The organism is Breoghania sp. JC706, assembly GCF_037026715.1.
GTDB lineage: Bacteria > Pseudomonadota > Alphaproteobacteria > Rhizobiales > Stappiaceae > Breoghania.
The window spans coordinates 454,725-471,711 of the sequence record NZ_JBANCG010000006.1 but is presented as its reverse complement, the minus strand read 5'-3'; the positions used below and the strand labels follow the sequence as shown (position 1 = coordinate 471,711).

The following is a 16,987-nucleotide window of genomic DNA, read 5'->3' as shown; positions in this document are numbered from 1 at the left end:
ATCAGGATGATTTAGCATTTTTGGTTTTTCGGGACGATCATCGCTACGGAATCGCGGGGAAACGGCGGATTGCGCATCTGCGGAATGACATCCGCCGGCTCGCTTCAATTGCGCAGGCTGGCGCCGTGGTGTAAGCGTGCCCTTTCCCTCGAACCCAGCGGGCACATATTCGTGCGATGACGCAGCTTGAAACTCCCCTCCTCGACACGGTCAGCAAACCCGAAGATCTGCGGCGTCTGGCCCCGCAGGAGCTTCGCCAACTCGCCGACGAGTTGCGCGCGGAGATGATCGACGCGGTCTCGCAGACCGGAGGCCATCTGGGCGCCGGTCTGGGTGTCGTGGAGCTGACGGTCGCGCTGCACTACGTCTTCAACACCCCGGACGACCGGCTGATCTGGGATGTCGGGCACCAGGCCTATCCTCACAAGATTTTGACCGGCCGGCGCGACCGCATCCGCACGCTGCGCCAGCCGGGCGGGCTGTCCGGCTTCACCAAGCGCACGGAATCCCCCTACGACCCGTTCGGAACGGCGCATTCCTCCACCTCCATTTCCGCCGGGCTCGGCATGGCGGTCGCGCGCGATCTGGACCATCGCGACAACAACGTGGTGGCGGTGATCGGCGACGGGGCGATGTCGGCCGGCATGGCCTACGAGGCGATGAACAATGCGGGGGCGCTGAAGTCGCGGCTCGTGGTGGTGCTGAACGACAACGACATGTCGATCGCGCCCCCCGTCGGCGCCATGTCCGGCTATCTCGCCAAGCTCGTTTCCGGGCGCACCTACCATTCGCTGCGCGAGATTGCCAAGAGCGTCGCCAAGGCGCTGCCCGACCCGCTGCAGAAGGGCGCGGCCCGGGCGGAGGAATATGCACGCGGCTTCTTCACAGGCGGCACGCTGTTCGAGGAGCTCGGCTTCTACTATGTCGGCCCGATCGACGGCCACAACCTGGACCACCTGCTGCCGGTCCTGAAGAACGTGCGCGACACGCGGGAAGGGCCCGTGCTCGTCCACGTGGTCACGCAGAAGGGCAAGGGCTACGAGCCGGCGGAGAATTCCTCCGACAAGTATCACGGCGTCGCGCGCTTTGACGTGATCACCGGCAAGCAGGCCAAGCCGACGCCGAACGCGCCGAGCTACACCCGCGTCTTCGGCGAGAGCCTGACGCAGGAAGCGCATGACGACGACAGGATCGTGGCGGTGACCGCGGCCATGCCCTCGGGCACCGGCGTCGATATCTTCGGCAAGGAGTTTCCCGAGCGCACCTTCGATGTGGGCATCGCCGAACAGCACGCGGTGACCTTCGCCGCGGGCCTGGCGACGGAAGGCTTCAAGCCGTTTGCCGCGATCTATTCCACCTTCCTGCAGCGCGCCTACGATCAGGTCGTGCATGACGTGGCGATCCAGCACCTGCCGGTGCGCTTTGCCATCGACCGGGCCGGGTTCGTCGGCGCCGATGGCCCGACCCACGCCGGCTCGTTCGATATCGGCTATCTCTCCTCGCTGCCCGGCTTCACGGTGATGGCGGCGGCCGACGAGGCCGAACTGAAGCACATGGTCGCCACCGCGGCAGCCTTCGACGAGGGGCCGATCGCCTTCCGCTATCCGCGCGGCGAGGGTGTGGGCGTGGAAATGCCGGTGCGTGGCAAGCCGCTGGAGATCGGCCGCGGCCGGATCGTGCGCGAGGGAACCAAGGTCGCCCTGCTTTCGTTCGGCACACGCCTTGCCGCCTGTATCGAGGCTGCGGAGATGCTGGAGGCGGGCGGCCTGTCGACCACGGTCGCGGACGCGCGCTTCGTCAAGCCGCTCGACACGGATCTCGTGCGCAGGCTCGCCACGGGTCACGAAGTGCTGATCACGGTTGAGGAAGGCTCCATCGGCGGCTTTGCCACCCATGTCGTCCAGTTCCTTATCGACGAAGGCCTGCTCGACGGCCGGGTGAAGCTGCGCACCATGATGATGCCGGACAGCTTCGTCGACCATAACAAGCCGGATGCGATGTATGCCGCCGCCGGGCTCGACGCGACGGGCATCGTGACCCGGGTGTTCGAGGCGCTGGGCCGCGATACGGCGGAGGTCGGACGGCTCGCCTGAAGAGGCGGCCGGCCCGTGGCTGAGACCACGCACGCGGCATTAAAGCGATTTTCACCATCCCCGTGGCAGATTATCTCCACGCGCGAAGGTGTGCGGCCGCTGTTTTCCGATTCGCCGTAATTCCGCCGCCTTCGGGAACGAAGCCGGCGCCTCGCGGAGCGGAATTCCGCTCGCTGGCCCGACAGGGTGTCAAGTCCGGCGGCCCGGTTCATCCAGTCTCGCCGACGTCTCTTTCACGAACGATCCTGCGACCTTCGGGAGCGGGGGACGAGCTTTGCGCAATGACCACGACAGCCCTTCTCCCCCTCCTCCCTGACGCCCTGCCCGACACGCAGACCGGCATTCGTGTCGTGTCCGATCCGATCGACTGAGCACCATGGCCAAAGCACTCAACCCGATCGCCGCCCTCCTGCTCTCGGTAGCGCTGATGCTGCTCGGCCACGGCCTGCAGGCAACGCTGCTGCCGGTGCGCGCGGACCTCGAGGGTTTTTCCGCCATCGCCATCGGCGGCATGTCGTCGAGCTATTTTGCCGGCTTCGTGCTCGGCTGCGTGCTGGCGCCCTATGCGGTGCTGCGCGCCGGCCATATCCGTGCCTTCGCGGCCCTCGTCTCGCTCGGTTCGGCAAGTGCGATCCTCTATCCGGTGCTCACAGAGCCACTCGCCTGGGCTGTGATCCGCGGCGCCTACGGCTTCACGCTCGCCGGCTTCTACCTGATCGTGGAAAGCTGGCTGAACGAACGCGCCACGAACGAGAACCGCGGCGCGCTGATGTCGACCTACATCATCGTCAATCTGGCCGCGATCACCGGCGGACAACTGCTGCTGACCGTGATCGACCCGGAGGGCTTCACCGCCTTCGTGCTCGCCTCCGTCGCCGTGTCGCTGGCCGTCGTGCCGATCTCGCTGACGCGCTCGCAGCAGCCCGCACCGATCACCTTCGTCCGCTTCCGCCCGTTGGAACTCTACCGGATCTCGCCGGCGGCCATCGTCGGCAGCCTGTTCGTCGGGCTCGCCAACGGCACGAACTGGACGCTCGCGCCGCTCTATGCGCGCCAGATCGGCTTCGACAAGGCCGACGTCGCCTATTTCGCCTCCGCCATCATCTTCGGCGGTGCGGTGGCGCAATGGCCGATCGGGCGACTGTCGGACCGCATGGATCGCCGCTACGTGCTGATCGGGCTGGCGCTCGCAGCCGGCACGGTCGCAGCCCTTATCGCCGGTTTTGAGCCGACGTCGGCGCCGCTTGCCATCGCCAGCGCCGCCGTGCTCGGCTTCGCCTCTCAGCCGGCCTATTCGATCGCGGCCGCGCACGCCTTCGACCACGTGGAATCCGACGGCTTCGTTGAAACGTCCTCCGGCCTGCTGCTGGCCAACGGTATCGGCTCCACCATCGGCCCGTTCGTCGCCTCGCTCCTGATGACGCAGATGGGGCCAAGCGGGCTTTACGCGATGATCTCCGCCGTGATGTTCGTGCTGGCGGGCTACATCATCTTCCGTGTGCAGATGCGCGAGCGTCCCTCCGCCCGCCTGCACACCGAGTTCGATCTGGCCGGTACCGCACAGGTCGGCGGCGTGCTGACGCCGGAGCTGCTCGACGAGAGCAGCCCGCACGTGGTGGTACCCGAATACTCGCCCGTGCCGCACGTCACCCCCGATCCGGATGCGGTGGCGGAAGCCTGGGAAACGGCCTGGGAAGGCGATCTGCCGGACCAGATCGATATCACGCACAACGAACCGGCTCCGGACGCCCTGGAACAAGACGGGCCCGCGCGGGAGGCCGAAGCGGAAAGCCAAACAGCCAATGCGCTGGGGGATGCCGGAATGGACGGCAAAACCCGCTGAGGACAATTGTTGCCGTTGGGAGATGGGCTCTCGACGCCCGGACGCTAATGACGCATAGTCCGCCCCGCGATGAGAAACCGGACGGGCTTTCTTCAGCTGCTCAGAAGCGAACGCAGCGCGCTGTCGATGCTGGCGGCCGTCGGCATCTTCGCGCGCGTCGTCATCGGCCTCATCGGGCTTGCGCTCGCGCCTGCCGACGCGCTGGCTGCGAATTCCCCGCTCATCATCTGTTCCGGGAAAACCGGTGGATCGCAGCCGGTAAATGGCGTGCCCTGGGCCGCGTTCCTGTGCCCTTGCGCCGCCTGCCACCACACCGGCTGCGCAGTCGCCTGCACGCCGCCGGCCGGCGCTGCATCCCTGCCCCTGCCAGAAACGTCCCATTCTCACATTCTGGCCATTCCGGCCGATGCCGGACAGCTGGTCCAGCAAACCGCCGACCACACCCGCATCCGGGCTCCTCCCGCAAACGCCTGACGAACGCATGATCCCACGCGAGCGCACGCGATCCCGCGGCGCCGTCACGTTTATTCGCACGGGTTGGCCCCACGCCGCCGTGCAGAGGAGCATTCCATGAAGACCCTGTTCTCTTTTGCGGCGGCTGCCGCGCTTTCCGCCTTTCTTTCCCTGCCGCTGGCCTTCACCGCCGCTGCCCATCCCAAGCCCGTCACCGTCGGCGATCTGAAGATCGAGCTGCCATGGACGCGGGCGACGCCCGGCAAGGCGGCTGCCGGCGGCGGCTTCCTGAAGATCACCAACGGGGGCAAGGAAGCCGACAGGCTCGTCGGCGCGTCCTCGCCGCGCGCCAAGCGCACCGAGATCCACGAAATGTCCGTCAAGGACGGCATCATGGTGATGCGGCCCGTCGACGGTCCGCTGGAAATTCCGGCCGGCGGCACGCTGGAACTGAAGCCCGGCGGCTACCATGTGATGCTGATGGGCCTGCCCACGCCCTTCAAGGAAGGCGAGACGATCCCCGTCACGCTCACGTTTGAAAAGGCGGGCAGTGTGGAGATCGGGCTGACCGTGGAAAAGCCCGGCGCGAAGGATCCGGTCAACGCCAAGGCCATGAACCACGCGGCGCACGGCGAGACGGCCGGCAAGGACGGCATGCCGATGAAGATGGATCACGGCAGCAACGACATGAAGCAGTGAGACGATGAGCGCTGGAAAGATCATCCGTTACGGGGCGTGGGCGGCGGTAGCCGCCCTCGTTCTCGCCGTCGGCGCGGTTGCCGGCTGGAGTTATTTCGCCAAGGGAGACGGCCGCAGCCTGATCGCCCCGGTCACCGCGATCGGCGGCCCGTTCACGCTGGAAAACGGCCAGGGCGAGACGGTCACCGAGGCCGACCTCAAGGGCAAGCCGACGGTGATGTTCTTCGGCTACACGTTCTGTCCCGACGTGTGCCCGACGACGCTTGCGGAGCTGCAGGGCTGGATCGATCAGCTCGGCCCCGACGCCGACAAGCTGCACTACGTGTTCGTCACCGTCGACCCGGAACGCGACACGCCGGACGTGATGGCCTCCTATGTCGCCGCCTTCGACGACCACATCATGCCGCTGACGGGCACGCGCGAGCAGATCGACGCGATGATCAAGGCCTATCGCGTCTATGCCCGAAAGGTGCCGCTCGACGACGGCGGCTACGCCATGGACCATTCCGCCGGCCTCTACCTGTTCGATGCCAACGGCCGCTTCGTGGGCACGATCGCCTACGGCGAGGACGGCAAGGTGGCCATGGAAAAGCTGCAAAAGCTCATCGGCAAGGCGCAAGGCTGACGACGGTCCGCATCTGCGCTATACTTGAGCGATAGACAAGGGATCTGGACGAGATGACCGCAACACCCGCCACATGGGCCGTGATCGGAACGCTGGGAGCGATCGTTCTTGGCGCAACGATCGTGCTGTGGGCGCGTTACGGCGAACTGATCTTCGTCCAGTCCCTCCTGAACGGTATCGCCGGCTGTTTCGGCTGACGGCCCGTTTCCCTTGAGAAACACCCGAACATGACGAACACGACGGCGAAGCTGCGGCTGGACCAGGCGCTGGTGGAGCGCGGGCTGGCGGAGAGCCGGGCGCGGGCGCGCGATGCCATCCTGCGCGGACATGTGCGGATCGACGGCAAGGCCGCGACGAAACCCGGCCAGACGGTTGCCGCGGACGCGCGGATTTCCATCGACGACCCGGCCGCCGGCTTCGTCTCGCGCGCGGCTCTGAAGCTTCTGGCCGGGCTCGATGTCTTTGCGATCGACGTTGCGGGCTGTCTGTGCCTCGATATCGGCGCCTCCACCGGCGGCTTCACGCAGGTGCTGCTGGAGCGCGGGGCGGCGCGCGTGGATGCCATCGACGTCGGCCACGGCCAGCTTCACGCCTCGCTTGCCTATGATCCGCGCGTGCATTCGCTGGAAGGCGTCAATGCGCGCGCGCTCACGGACGAGCACCTGTCGGGCGCGCCGGAGGTGATCGTCTCCGACGTGAGCTTTATTTCATTGAAACTGGCGCTTCCGCCGGCTCTCGGCCTGGCTGCGCCGGGCGCGCGTGGCCTGTTTCTGGTCAAGCCGCAATTCGAGGCCGGCAAGGAACGGATCGGCAAGGGCGGGCTGGTCGATCCCGGTGTGGCGCAGGACGTGGCCGAAGAGATCCGGCGATGGCTTGACGAGGCGCCCGGCTGGCACGTTCTCGGCATGGTCCCCTCGCCCATCAAGGGCGGCGACGGGAACGGGGAATACCTGCTGGGGGCGATGAAGGAGGGCTAACGGCCTGGAGCGAGGGCTATTTGTCTTTTGGGCTCGTCGTTCCCGCCGGCTCGCCCATCCATGCCTCAGGTTCAGTCCCATCCTTCGTCATTGCCCGGCTTTGTCCGGGCAATCCACCGCTGGCAGCGGCATCCGGGGCACGCGTTGGATCACCCGGACGAAGCCGGGTGATGACGGTGGAGAGATCGGATGCCCGGTTACCGGGCCTTTATGCAGGCACCGGCGCGTGCCCCGGTCCCGATCTTCCATTTCCATGGCCTTGGACGCCGCAATCCTGTAAGCCCGGCGAAACGCATGTTGCCCGCTATCAGGAAAACCGGAGCATCTTGTCTGCGTTCACTTGAACGCAGGATGCTCCGGCAGGACGCCCGCATGACCGAGACCGTTACCATCGACCAGCTCGCCCACCGCGGCGACGGTGTCGCCTTAATCCATGACAAGACGGTCTTCGTGCCGTTCACGCTTCCCGGCGAGGAAGTGGAGATCGAACGCAAGGGCGAGCGGGCAAGGCTCGTTTCGATCAAAACGCCCTCCCCGTCGCGCGTCGAGCCGGTCTGCCGGCATTTCGGCACCTGCGGCGGCTGTGCGCTGCAACACATGGACGCCGCCGCCTACCGTGCCTGGAAGGAAGCGCAGGTCGCCGCCGCGCTCGCCTCACGGGGACTTGAGGCGGAGATCTCGCCGATCGTGCCGGCCTCAAGGGGAAGCCGGCGCCGCGCCGTGCTGACGGCGGTCAGGGCCGGCGGGCGGGTGCTTGTCGGCTATCACGAGCGCATGGCCAACCGGCTGGTGGCGATCAGCGAATGCGCCGTCGTCACGCCGCGCATTCTTGCAAGCCTGCCGGATCTCACCCGCCTTGCGGACAAGCTCGCGCCGCGCAAGGGCGAATTGCGGCTGACGGTGCTCGACACGGTTTCCGGCCTCGACGTGGCGGCCGAGGGCGCAAGCGGCAAGGCAGCGCGCGACTTTCCCGGCCTCGGACGGCTGGCGGCGGAAGCGGATTTCGCAAGGCTCTCAGTCGATGGCGAGGTGGTGATCGAGATCCGCCCGCCGGCGCTCGACTTCGCCGGCGCGGCGATGGTGCCGCCCCCGGGCGGCTTCGTGCAGGCAAGCGCGGAAGCCGAGGCCGCGATGGCGCAGGCGGTTATGGAAGCGGTCGGCAAGGCAAAACGCGTGGCGGATCTCTTTGCCGGCTCCGGCACCTTCGCGCTGCGTCTGGCGCGCGCGGCGGTCGTGCATGCGGTAGAAAGCGACAAGGCGGCGATGGCCGCGCTCGACCGTGCGTGGCGGCAGACGCCGGGGTTGAAGACCGTCACCCAGGAGGTGCGCGATCTCTTCCGCAGCCCGCTTCGCGTGGACGAGCTGGAGAGCTTCGACGCGGTCGTCTTCGATCCGCCGCGTGCCGGGGCGAAGGAGCAGGCGAGCGAGCTTGCGGCCTCGAAGGTGGCGGATATCGTCGCCGTTTCCTGCAATCCGGCAACGCTGGCGCGCGATCTGCGCACGCTGGTGGACGGCGGCTACCGGCTTCGTACGGTGCAGCCGGTGGACCAGTTCCTGTTCTCGCCCCACATAGAAGTGGTCGCGCATCTGAACCGGGCCTGACGCGAGGCATGGTCCGGCTCTGACCCAAGGGGAGGACAAGGCCATGGCGGAGACGCAGGAACGATCGCAATTGGTTTCGGGCTGGACGCGGCGTGCCCGCTTTGCCGCGCAAAGCATGGGTCGGCTCGCCTGGTACGGCGCCCACCGCTACGCAACCCGCCGCATCGACCAGCGCATCGGCGCGCGCTACCCCGATTACCGTATCGCCCCACCGCAGGGCCCGGTGCCGAGCGAGCGGCGCATCATTGCCGATATCGCGCGGCTGCAGGCAAGCGACCTCGCCAATGTGGAGGCTGGGCACTATCCGATGCCGGCCGGCGAACCGGGGGGACTGGCCGCTCTGCTGCGCCGGACCCGGCTCTTCTACGCCGACGTGCCGGAGGCGGCCCACCGGCGGCGCGCGGCGGACGATGACGCTACCGCAGCATCGAACGAGCCCTACTACATGCAGGATTTCCACTTCCAGGCGGATGGCTGGATGTCGGAGCAATCCGCCGATCTCTACGATTTCCAGGTGGAGGTTCTGTTCAACGGATCGGCCGCCGCCATGCGCCGGCAGGGACTGGTGCCGCTCAGCCGTCTGGTGCGGGAGAAGGACCAACGCAGGCTGCAATATGCCGATATCGCCTGCGGCACGGGCAACATGCTGCGCGAAGTGACGCGCGCCTTTCCGCGCCTGCCGGCCATCGGTATCGACGTGTCGGAACCCTATCTGCGTCACGGCGCGGGACTGGCGCGGCGGGCGCGGGACCGGCGGTTCATTGCCGCCCTTGCGGAAAGCCTGCCGCTTGCAGACGAAAGCCTCGATGCGGCGAGCGTCGTCTACCTCTTCCACGAACTTCCGCCCGAAGCGCGCAAGGCCGTTGCCGGCGAACTCGGCCGCGTGCTGAAACCGGGCGGACTGCTCGTCTTCATCGACACGCTGCAAATGGGCGACGAGCCGGACTATGACGGACTGCTGGAGCTTTTCCCGCGGCTCTTCAAGGAGCCCTATTACGAGGGCTTCGTGCGCGAGGATCTGGACGCGCTGTTCGCACCGCACGGGCTTGTTCGTGAGGAGGCGTGGAACGCGTATGTTTCGCGGGTGAGCGTGTATCGCAAGGGCTGAGCGGACGGGGTGCTCCCCCTTGGCGCCCGTCATTGCCAGCTTCAATCCCTCCAGCGTCATCTCGGACGCGATGCGGCACGCCAGTGACGCTTCGCAGGCCCGGGACCGAGGCGCCGGGTCTACCGCTGGAGGTTCCAGGTCTGCACGGCAACGTTTCACGTTGCAGTGCGTCTGGGATGACGCCGGAAGGATTGGTGCCTGGAGGTGCGCGAGAGGTCTTCGGGGCCACGTTGCGGCACCGGAGACCTTCGTTCGAGATGCACGCACGCCCTTCCCGGAGCGCGCCGCGCCTTTTTCGCCTTATGCCGCGAGCGCCTTGTCGGCCTCGACGTAGGCCTTCCCAAGCGCTTCCGAAACCGCCTTGTAGGTGATGCGGCCGCCCTGCACGTTGAGGCCGGCCTTCAGGTGCGGATCATCGGACAGCGCCTGCTTCCAGCCCTTGTCGGCGAGCGCAATCGCGAAGGGCAGCGTTGCGTTGGCAAGCGCGAAGGTGGAGGTACGCGCCACGCCGCCCGGCATGTTGGCCACGCAGTAATGCACCACGCCATCGACCACGTAGGTGGGATCGGAATGGGTGGTGGCATGGCTCGTCTCAGTGCAGCCGCCCTGATCGATGGCGACGTCGACGATGGCCGAGCCCTTGCGCATGGTCGACAGCATGTCGCGCGTGATGAGCTTGGGCGCGGACGCGCCGGGGATCAGCACCGTGCCGATGACAAGCTCGGCATTGGCCACCAGTTCGGCCAGCGTGTGCGCGTTGGAATAGGCGGTCTTCACCGCCGTGCCGAACTGCGCGTTCAACCGGCGCAGCACGTCGGCGGAACGGTCGACCACGGTGACGCTGGCGCCAAGGCCCAGCGCCATCTGGGTCGCATGCGTGCCCGCCATGCCGCCGCCGAGGACGAGCACATCGGCGGGCGGCACACCCGGCACGCCGCCCAGCAGCATGCCGCAGCCACCTTGCGCGTTTTCAAGGCAATGGGCGCCGGCCTGGATCGACATGCGGCCGGCGACCTCCGACATCGGCATCAGGAGCGGCAGGCCGCCGGCGGCGTTCGTCACCGTCTCGTAGGCGATGCAGGTGGCACCCGATGCGATCAGGTCCATGGTCTGTTCCGGATCAGGCGCGAGGTGAAGGTAGGTGAAGAGGATGTGATCCTCGCGCAGACGCTTGCGCTCCACCGCCTGCGGCTCCTTCACCTTCACGATCATGTCGCTTTCGGCAAAGACCGTTTCCGCATCGGGCGCGATCTTCGCTCCCGCCGCCGCATAGGCCTCGTCGGAAAGCCCGGCGCCGAGGCCGGCGCCGGTTTCCACCAGCACCGAATGGCCATGGGCAACGAATTCCTGCACGCCGGCCGGGATGACGCTCACCCGGTCCTCGTGGTTCTTGATTTCCTTCGGGATGCCGATCCTCATCGAGGGTCTCCTTTCATCTGTTCCCGAGGCACAGATTGAACCGCCCTTTCGTCAATTATCTTTCGTTTTGACGTATTGTTGCAGCAGATGATCGCATAGTCTGCGAAAATGGACCGTAAATTCCGATCATAGAAATTGCATATGAAATTCGACGCTCGCGACAAGGCCATCCTGCGCGCGCTGCAGGACAATGGCCGGCTGACCAACGCGGAGCTGGCGGAACTGGTGAACCTGTCGCCTTCCGCCTGTCTGCGCCGCACCAAGATGCTGGAGGAAGCCGGCATCATAGCGGGCTACGCCATGCTGCTGAACGCCAAGTCGGTGGGGCTCGCCGGTACGGCCTTCGTGCAGGTGACGCTGAAGGGCCAGCGGCGCGAGGAACTCGACCGGTTCGAGAAGGCGGTGGCGAACATTCCGGAAATCCTGGAGTGCTATCTGCTGGCCGGGCAATACGACTACATGCTCCGCATCGCCTATCGCGACACGGAAGACCTTGAGCGCATGCACAAGGACACGCTGACCGGCCTGCCGGGCGTGGACCGGGTGCAGTCGATGCTGACGCTGAGAACGGTGAAGCGGACGACGAAGCTGCCGGTGTGAGGCGCCTCGGCGCGTTTTAGAGGCCGGCCCGCAAATGGTCGTTGGCTCTTCGCCCCGAATTCTACGCGCCTTCATACCTCTCTACCGTCATCACCCGGCGAAGTCCGGGTGATCCAGCGCTTGTCCCGAATGCCGTGGCTGACTTTGGATTGCCCGGACTTCGCCGGGCAATGACGGCGGAGGGGTATGAGGGGCATAGCCGAAAGCGCGCAACCCGATATCATTTTCGGGCCAGGCCCTGAGGAGACCTGAAAAGGCCGTCTCGAACGATGGGCGACTTGCTTCCGCCAAATCACGACATGCTCTGGCGCGCGAACCGGATTATCACCCGCCCGCCCGATACGCCTGCAACCGCCCCAGGATCTCTTCCGGCGTTCCCTTCAGCGGGTGGAGCGGGATGTCGATGCGGGTATCCCCCTTGCGGCGGTAGGGTCGGGCCATCAGGGCCCGGTACCAAGCCGTTTTTTCCGGCTTTGCCACCGCATCTTCAAGCGGGCGATGCAGCGTGACGATCAGCGTCGAGAGCTGGATCTGGCGCACGGCCGTGTTGAAGAGCTCCAGATGCGAAATCTCCGCCCAGGCAATGAAGCCGATGCCGGAGATGAAGAGGCCGTCGTCGTTGGCGCCGAGCTGGGGGCGGCGCAGCTCCACCAGCGGAAAGAAATAGAACGACAGGATGAGCCCGAGGGCGGTCAGGACATAGAGCCGGGGATCGCCCCAGTAGGCGGCAAGGAACCCCGCCAGCACGGCGCCGGCAAGCCCGCCATAGACCGGCCCCTCTCCGCTGCCCGGGCGATAGCCGGTCGAGAAGGGGCGCGGGCGCAGGTCCTCGAAGGGGTCGTGGGGCAGTGCTGTTTCCATGCGCGATCCGGCGGCCGTTTCGATGCGCAACTATAACCGCGCACCATTTGCGACGCCATCGGCCGGCCCTTGGGCAAAACCCGCGGGCAGGCCAGGAGGCTCACTGCGGGCTCAACCGTCGATGATCTCGGTCGACTCGATCTGGATGCCGAAGCCTTCCAGGCCCACATAGTGGCGCTCGCGCGAGGTCAGCAGGCGGATGGACGAAACGCCGAGATCCTTGAGGATCTGCGCGCCGAGACCGATCTCGCGCCATGAGTCCGAGCGAGCCTGGGCGGAGGCGTGCTCCTCCTTGTCCTGCGCCAGTTCCATGCGCGCGCGGCGCGACTGGCGGGTGACGCCGACGGAGCCCTCGCGCAGGTAGACCACCACGCCGCGGCCGCGCTCGGCCAGCCCCTTCATGATCGCATCGAGCGGCTGGACCCGGCCGAAGACATCGTCGATCACCGATTCCAGATGGAGGCGCACCGGCACGCTGCGGCCGTCGAGGATGTCGCCGTAGACGATGGCGAGATGATCCATCGGATCGTAGGGCGTGGAATAGGTGATTGCGTAGGCGGGGCCGGCGGCCGTCTCGATCGTCTGCTCGTAGACGCGTTCCACCAGCTTTTCCTTGCGCTGGCGCCAGGCGATGAGATCGGCGACGGAAACCTGCTTCAGCCCGTGCTTGTTGGCGAATTCGGTCACCTGAGGCCCGCGCGTCACGGTGCCGTCGTCGTTGACCATCTCGCAGATCACGCCGACCTCGGGCAGACCCGCGAGCCGGCAGAGATCGACGGCAGCCTCCGTATGGCCGGAGCGCATCAGCACGCCGCCATCCTTGGCGATCAGAGGAAAGACATGGCCGGGACGGACAAAATCGGCGGCGCCGGAATTGGGATTGGCCAGACCGCGCACGGCGGCGGTGCGATCCTCGGCCGAAATGCCGGTCGTCGTGCCGTGCTTGTAGTCGATGGAAATGGTGAAGGCGGTGGAATGCGGCGCGTCGTTGTCGCTGACCATCGGATCAAGGCGCAGCTTGCGGGCAAGCTCGCGGGTGATCGGCGCGCAGACGATGCCGGAGGTGTGGCGGATGATGAAGGCCAGCTTTTCCGGCGTGGCATGGGTGGCGGCGAGAATCAGGTCGCCTTCGTTCTCGCGGTCGTCATCGTCGGTCACGACGACGATCTCGCCGTTCTCGAATGCACGGATGGCTTCCGCGACGCGGGACTGGGACATGTCGGTATCCTTTGCGGGCCGCAGCCCGAGAAAGTCGTTGGGCGTGACGGCGCCGTCCGTGGCATTCGCGATGCGCGCCCCGGTCTCGCGCGAGATCCACACATCGGGATCGTTGCACAAGGCGGTGACGGCCGCCGGCGAAAGACCGGCGCGACGGGCAAAGGCTGAACGGGTTTCCTTGGCTTGAACAAGCCATTCGTCGAGACGCATGCGCACAATTTAGGATCCGACGATTTCAGTAGCAATGAAAAATTGAAAGAATTTCAGCAGGACTGAAAACCAGTCCGATAATGGCTCAGTTTACCCCCGCGCGCAGGGCCGGGCAATCGATCGCGCCCGATTCCGCTTTCCTAATCGTCCTTCAGTGCGTATCCCTCAAAGAAAATCGACCAGTCGGGAGCCGTCATGAGCACAGACAAGAACATCGCCACCATCCTCGCCCACGCCGGCGGCAAGCCGAATGCGCGCACCGGCGCCGTGGTGCCCGGCATCCCGCTCGCGACCACCTTCGCCCGCGACGAAAATTATGCGCTGACGAGCGCAGGCCACCTCTATTCGCGCGACGACAACGATCTCTACCGCCAGGCCGAGGCGCTGATCGCGCGGATGGAAGGCGCCGAGGAGGCCCGCGTCTTCGCCTCCGGCATGGCGGCGATCGCGGCCGTGTTCCGTTCCGTGCCGCAAGGGGCGGCGGTGGTCGTGCAGTCCGGCATCTACTGGGGCACGACCGTTTGGGTGCGCAAGTTCTGCAAGCGCAACGCGCTGGCGCTGATCGAATGCGACACCAGCGACCCGGCACGACTTGCCGAAACGCTGGAAGAGAGCGCGGCCGACCTTGTCTTCATCGAAACCCCGTCCAACCCGACGCTGAAGGTGACGGACATCGAGGCGGCGGCGAACGCGGCCCATGAGGCCGGCGCGGTTCTGGTGGTCGATGCGACCGCGTCGACGCCGCTTGTCTGCCAGCCGATGAAATTCGGGGCCGACTTCGTCATCCATTCCGCCACCAAGGCGCTGAACGGCCATTCCGACCTTTTGGCCGGCGTCGTTTCCGCCCGCGACGCCTCCTCGGAGCGCTGGCGGCTGATCGCGGAAGAGCGGCACGATGCGGGCGCGGTGCTTGGCTCGTTCGAGGCGTGGCTTCTGGTGCGCGGACTGCGCACGCTGGCGCTGCGTGTGGAGCGGATGAACGCCAACGCGATGGCTGTCGCCCGCTTTCTCGACGGGCACGCCAAGGTGGAACGCGTTCTCTATCCGGGCCTTGAGACGCATCCGGGCCACGATATCGCCGCGCGCCAGATGAGCGGCGGGTTCGGCTCGCTCGTCTCGGTGCTGGTCAAAGGCGGCGCTGAGGAGGCGCTGGCGGTGGCCGGCCGGCTGCAGATTTTCCTGCGGGCGACCTCGCTCGGCGGCGTGGAGAGCCTGGTGGAACACCGCTATTCCATCGAGGGCGATGCCACGGGCGTGCCGAAGAACCTGCTCAGGCTTTCCATCGGCATCGAGCATGCCGACGACCTGATAGCAGACCTCGATCAGGCGCTTTCCGCCTGAGGTCTCTTTCGCGGCCGCGCCGATCTGGATTAGGCTTCGTCCCGACACGAGGGCCGAGGCCCCGTTCCATTGCCTGAAACGACATTCGAGGGGGAAACGCAGCATGGCGAAAGTCGCATTCATCGGTCTCGGCGTCATGGGCTATCCGATGGCCGGACATCTGAAGACGCGCGGCGGACACGACGTGACCGTCTACAACCGCACCGCGGAAAAGGCCGAGGCCTGGGTGAAGGAGTACGGCGGGGAACGGGCATCGACCCCGGCGGCAGCCGCCGACGGATGCGACTTCGTGTTCTCGTGCGTCGGCAACGACGACGACCTGCGCTCCGTGACGCTCGGCCCCGACGGCGCCTTCAAGGGCATGAAGGAAGGGGCGATCTTCATCGACAACACCACGGCGTCCGCCCATGTCGCGCGCGAGCTCTACGATGCGGCGAAGGCCGACGGGTTCTCGTTTCTCGACGCGCCCGTCTCCGGCGGTCAGGCCGGGGCGGAGAACGGTCAGCTCACGGTGATGGTCGGCGGCGATGCGGATGCCTTCGACAAGGCGCGGCCCGTCATCGACTGTTACGCCAAGATGGTCGGCCTGATGGGCGAGACGGGAGCCGGCCAGCTCACCAAGATGGTCAACCAGATCTGCATCGCCGGCCTCGTGCAGGGGCTGTCGGAAGCGATCCATTTCGCAGGCCAGGCCGATCTCGACATCGAGAAGGTGATCAGCGTGATCTCCAAGGGCGCGGCGCAGTCCTGGCAGATGGAGAACCGCTGGAAATCGATGGCCGAAGGCACGTTCGATTTCGGTTTCGCGGTGGACTGGATGCGCAAGGATCTCGCGATCTGCCTGGAAGAGGCCCGCGCGAACGGAGCGCGCCTGCCGGTAACCGCGGTGGTCGACCAGTTCTACGCCGAGGTGCAGGCCATGGGCGGCCGGCGCTGGGATACCTCCAGCCTCATCGCCCGGCTGGAAAAGGCGGACAGGTAGAGCGCGGCGAGGCTTCAAACGGGACTCATCCAGCGCGTATCGCCCATCCTTCGAGACGGCCCTTTCGGGCCTCCTCAGGATGACGTTGTGTGTGTTGCTCGTGCAGTGAAGCCGGCAACACACACAACGTCATCCTGAGGAGGCCCAGAAATGGTAGTTTGTTCCCCCCCCCCGAATTCCAAACGCCTTCATACCTCTCCATCGTCATCACCCGGCGAAGTCCGGGTGATCCAGCGCGTGCTCCGAATGCCGCAGCTGGCGATGGATTGCCCGGACTTCGCCGGGCAATGACGGCGGAGGGGTATGGGGGAGAATAGTCGAAAGCGCATACGCTGATACCATTTCCGAGCCAGACTCTGAGGAGCGCTCGCAAGAGCGCGTCTCGAAGGATTGGCCACGCGCTGCGGCCAAGACCACTCCCTAATCCGAGCTTCCCGCCTTTTCCTTGCCGATGACAATGTAGTTCAGCGGCAATTCGCTGGTGTTCTTGATCTGCTCCATCGCGAAGGTGGTGGAGACGTCGGCGATGTCGATCTTCGCGATCAACTTCTTGTAGAAGACGTCATAGGCCTCGATGTCCGGCACCACCACGCGCAGGAGATAGTCGACCGATCCCGCCATGCGGTAGAACTCGACGACCTCGGGGAATTCGCGGATCACGTCGGCGAATTTCTTAAGCCAGTCGTCGGTGTGCTGGTTGGTGGTGATGGAGACGAAGGCCGTCACCTTGGCGTTGATCTTCGCGGCGTCCAGAAGGGCGACGCGCTTGCGGATGACGCCGTCTTCCTCCAGCTTCTGGATGCGGCGCCAGCACGGCGTGGTGGATAACCCCACCCGGCGGCCGATCTCGGCGACGGGAACGGTCGCATCCGTCTGCAGGATGGAGAGAATACGGCGGTCGACCTTGTCGATCATCGGCGGACACCCTTGGAATTATTTTCTACACTTTTCGCTAC

The 16,987-nt window shown here is 66.0% G+C and carries 16 protein-coding genes; 12 read left to right on the top strand and 4 right to left on the bottom strand.

What is annotated here, in order from left to right:
• The first annotated feature begins 176 nt into the window (after positions 1–176).
• The 9 genes from dxs (at position 177) to V2L18_RS15235 (ending at position 9,400) form a co-directional block, all read left to right on the top strand.
• Positions 177–2,093, top strand: coding sequence for a 1-deoxy-D-xylulose-5-phosphate synthase (gene dxs / locus V2L18_RS15275; protein WP_336179122.1), 1,917 nt, complete (start codon positions 177–179; stop codon positions 2,091–2,093).
• Positions 2,094–2,469: 376 nt separating this feature from the next.
• On the top strand, positions 2,470–3,936 hold the full coding sequence (locus V2L18_RS15270) for an MFS transporter (protein WP_336179121.1): 1,467 nt from the start codon (positions 2,470–2,472) through the stop codon (positions 3,934–3,936).
• Positions 3,937–4,005: 69 nt separating this feature from the next.
• Positions 4,006–4,410, top strand: coding sequence for a hypothetical protein (locus V2L18_RS15265; protein ID WP_336179120.1), 405 nt, complete (start codon positions 4,006–4,008; stop codon positions 4,408–4,410).
• Between the two features lie 96 nt (positions 4,411–4,506).
• Positions 4,507–5,088 (top strand): copper chaperone PCu(A)C, encoded by a 582-nt coding sequence (locus tag V2L18_RS15260; protein WP_336179119.1) that lies wholly within the window; start codon positions 4,507–4,509, stop codon positions 5,086–5,088.
• Positions 5,089–5,092: 4 nt separating this feature from the next.
• A complete protein-coding gene (locus V2L18_RS15255) occupies positions 5,093–5,713 on the top strand; it encodes an SCO family protein (protein ID WP_336179118.1) in 621 nt (206 codons plus the stop codon).
• Positions 5,714–5,766: 53 nt separating this feature from the next.
• Positions 5,767–5,910: a hypothetical protein gene (locus V2L18_RS15250; RefSeq protein ID WP_336179117.1), complete on the top strand. Its 144-nt coding sequence runs from the start codon at positions 5,767–5,769 to the stop codon at positions 5,908–5,910.
• Between the two features lie 30 nt (positions 5,911–5,940).
• Positions 5,941–6,690: a TlyA family RNA methyltransferase gene (locus V2L18_RS15245; RefSeq protein ID WP_336179116.1), complete on the top strand. Its 750-nt coding sequence runs from the start codon at positions 5,941–5,943 to the stop codon at positions 6,688–6,690.
• 372 nt (positions 6,691–7,062) lie between these two features.
• Positions 7,063–8,292 (top strand): class I SAM-dependent RNA methyltransferase, encoded by a 1,230-nt coding sequence (locus V2L18_RS15240; protein WP_336179115.1) that lies wholly within the window; start codon positions 7,063–7,065, stop codon positions 8,290–8,292.
• 43 nt (positions 8,293–8,335) lie between these two features.
• On the top strand, positions 8,336–9,400 hold the full coding sequence (locus V2L18_RS15235; RefSeq protein ID WP_336179114.1) for a class I SAM-dependent methyltransferase: 1,065 nt from the start codon (positions 8,336–8,338) through the stop codon (positions 9,398–9,400).
• A gap of 300 nt (positions 9,401–9,700) precedes the next feature.
• On the opposite strand, the gene ald is transcribed toward V2L18_RS15235, so the two are convergent.
• Positions 9,701–10,819, bottom strand: a complete 1,119-nt coding sequence (ald, locus tag V2L18_RS15230; protein WP_336179113.1) for an alanine dehydrogenase — start codon at positions 10,817–10,819, stop codon at positions 9,701–9,703.
• A gap of 141 nt (positions 10,820–10,960) precedes the next feature.
• On the opposite strand from ald, the gene V2L18_RS15225 reads away from it, so the two are divergent.
• Complete coding sequence (locus V2L18_RS15225; protein WP_336179112.1) at positions 10,961–11,419, top strand: Lrp/AsnC family transcriptional regulator; 459 nt, start codon at positions 10,961–10,963, stop codon at positions 11,417–11,419.
• Between the two features lie 324 nt (positions 11,420–11,743).
• On the opposite strand, the gene V2L18_RS15220 is transcribed toward V2L18_RS15225, so the two are convergent.
• Positions 11,744–12,280: a hypothetical protein gene (locus tag V2L18_RS15220; protein ID WP_336179111.1), complete on the bottom strand. Its 537-nt coding sequence runs from the start codon at positions 12,278–12,280 to the stop codon at positions 11,744–11,746.
• Positions 12,281–12,391: 111 nt separating this feature from the next.
• A complete protein-coding gene (gene ribB, locus V2L18_RS15215; RefSeq protein ID WP_336179110.1) occupies positions 12,392–13,708 on the bottom strand; it encodes a 3,4-dihydroxy-2-butanone-4-phosphate synthase in 1,317 nt (438 codons plus the stop codon).
• Positions 13,709–13,903: 195 nt separating this feature from the next.
• Here ribB and V2L18_RS15210 point away from each other — a divergent pair, with 195 nt between their 5' ends.
• On the top strand, positions 13,904–15,049 hold the full coding sequence (locus V2L18_RS15210; RefSeq protein WP_336179109.1) for a PLP-dependent aspartate aminotransferase family protein: 1,146 nt from the start codon (positions 13,904–13,906) through the stop codon (positions 15,047–15,049).
• Between the two features lie 103 nt (positions 15,050–15,152).
• Complete coding sequence (locus V2L18_RS15205) at positions 15,153–16,031, top strand: NAD(P)-dependent oxidoreductase (RefSeq protein ID WP_336179108.1); 879 nt, start codon at positions 15,153–15,155, stop codon at positions 16,029–16,031.
• Between the two features lie 420 nt (positions 16,032–16,451).
• On the opposite strand, the gene V2L18_RS15200 is transcribed toward V2L18_RS15205, so the two are convergent.
• A complete protein-coding gene (locus V2L18_RS15200) occupies positions 16,452–16,946 on the bottom strand; it encodes an Lrp/AsnC family transcriptional regulator (protein WP_336179107.1) in 495 nt (164 codons plus the stop codon).
• Positions 16,947–16,987 lie beyond the last annotated feature (41 nt).

Excerpts from the sequence above, each read along its gene's own strand:
- V2L18_RS15270 (WP_336179121.1), top strand. The coding sequence starts at position 2,470 with ATGGCCAAAGCACTCAACCCGATCGCCGCCCTCCTGCTCTCGGTAGCG.
- ald (WP_336179113.1), bottom strand. The coding sequence starts at position 10,819 with ATGAGGATCGGCATCCCGAAGGAAATCAAGAACCACGAGGACCGGGTG.
- V2L18_RS15255 (WP_336179118.1), top strand. The coding sequence starts at position 5,093 with ATGAGCGCTGGAAAGATCATCCGTTACGGGGCGTGGGCGGCGGTAGCC.
- V2L18_RS15235 (WP_336179114.1), top strand. The coding sequence starts at position 8,336 with ATGGCGGAGACGCAGGAACGATCGCAATTGGTTTCGGGCTGGACGCGG.
- V2L18_RS15265 (WP_336179120.1), top strand. The coding sequence starts at position 4,006 with ATGAGAAACCGGACGGGCTTTCTTCAGCTGCTCAGAAGCGAACGCAGC.
- V2L18_RS15200 (WP_336179107.1), bottom strand. The coding sequence starts at position 16,946 with ATGATCGACAAGGTCGACCGCCGTATTCTCTCCATCCTGCAGACGGAT.
- V2L18_RS15250 (WP_336179117.1), top strand. The coding sequence starts at position 5,767 with ATGACCGCAACACCCGCCACATGGGCCGTGATCGGAACGCTGGGAGCG.
- V2L18_RS15240 (WP_336179115.1), top strand. The coding sequence starts at position 7,063 with ATGACCGAGACCGTTACCATCGACCAGCTCGCCCACCGCGGCGACGGT.
- V2L18_RS15260 (WP_336179119.1), top strand. The coding sequence starts at position 4,507 with ATGAAGACCCTGTTCTCTTTTGCGGCGGCTGCCGCGCTTTCCGCCTTT.
- V2L18_RS15225 (WP_336179112.1), top strand. The coding sequence starts at position 10,961 with ATGAAATTCGACGCTCGCGACAAGGCCATCCTGCGCGCGCTGCAGGAC.
- V2L18_RS15205 (WP_336179108.1), top strand. The coding sequence starts at position 15,153 with ATGGCGAAAGTCGCATTCATCGGTCTCGGCGTCATGGGCTATCCGATG.
- dxs (WP_336179122.1), top strand. The coding sequence starts at position 177 with ATGACGCAGCTTGAAACTCCCCTCCTCGACACGGTCAGCAAACCCGAA.
- ribB (WP_336179110.1), bottom strand. The coding sequence starts at position 13,708 with ATGCGTCTCGACGAATGGCTTGTTCAAGCCAAGGAAACCCGTTCAGCC.
- V2L18_RS15220 (WP_336179111.1), bottom strand. The coding sequence starts at position 12,280 with ATGGAAACAGCACTGCCCCACGACCCCTTCGAGGACCTGCGCCCGCGC.
- V2L18_RS15210 (WP_336179109.1), top strand. The coding sequence starts at position 13,904 with ATGAGCACAGACAAGAACATCGCCACCATCCTCGCCCACGCCGGCGGC.
- V2L18_RS15245 (WP_336179116.1), top strand. The coding sequence starts at position 5,941 with ATGACGAACACGACGGCGAAGCTGCGGCTGGACCAGGCGCTGGTGGAG.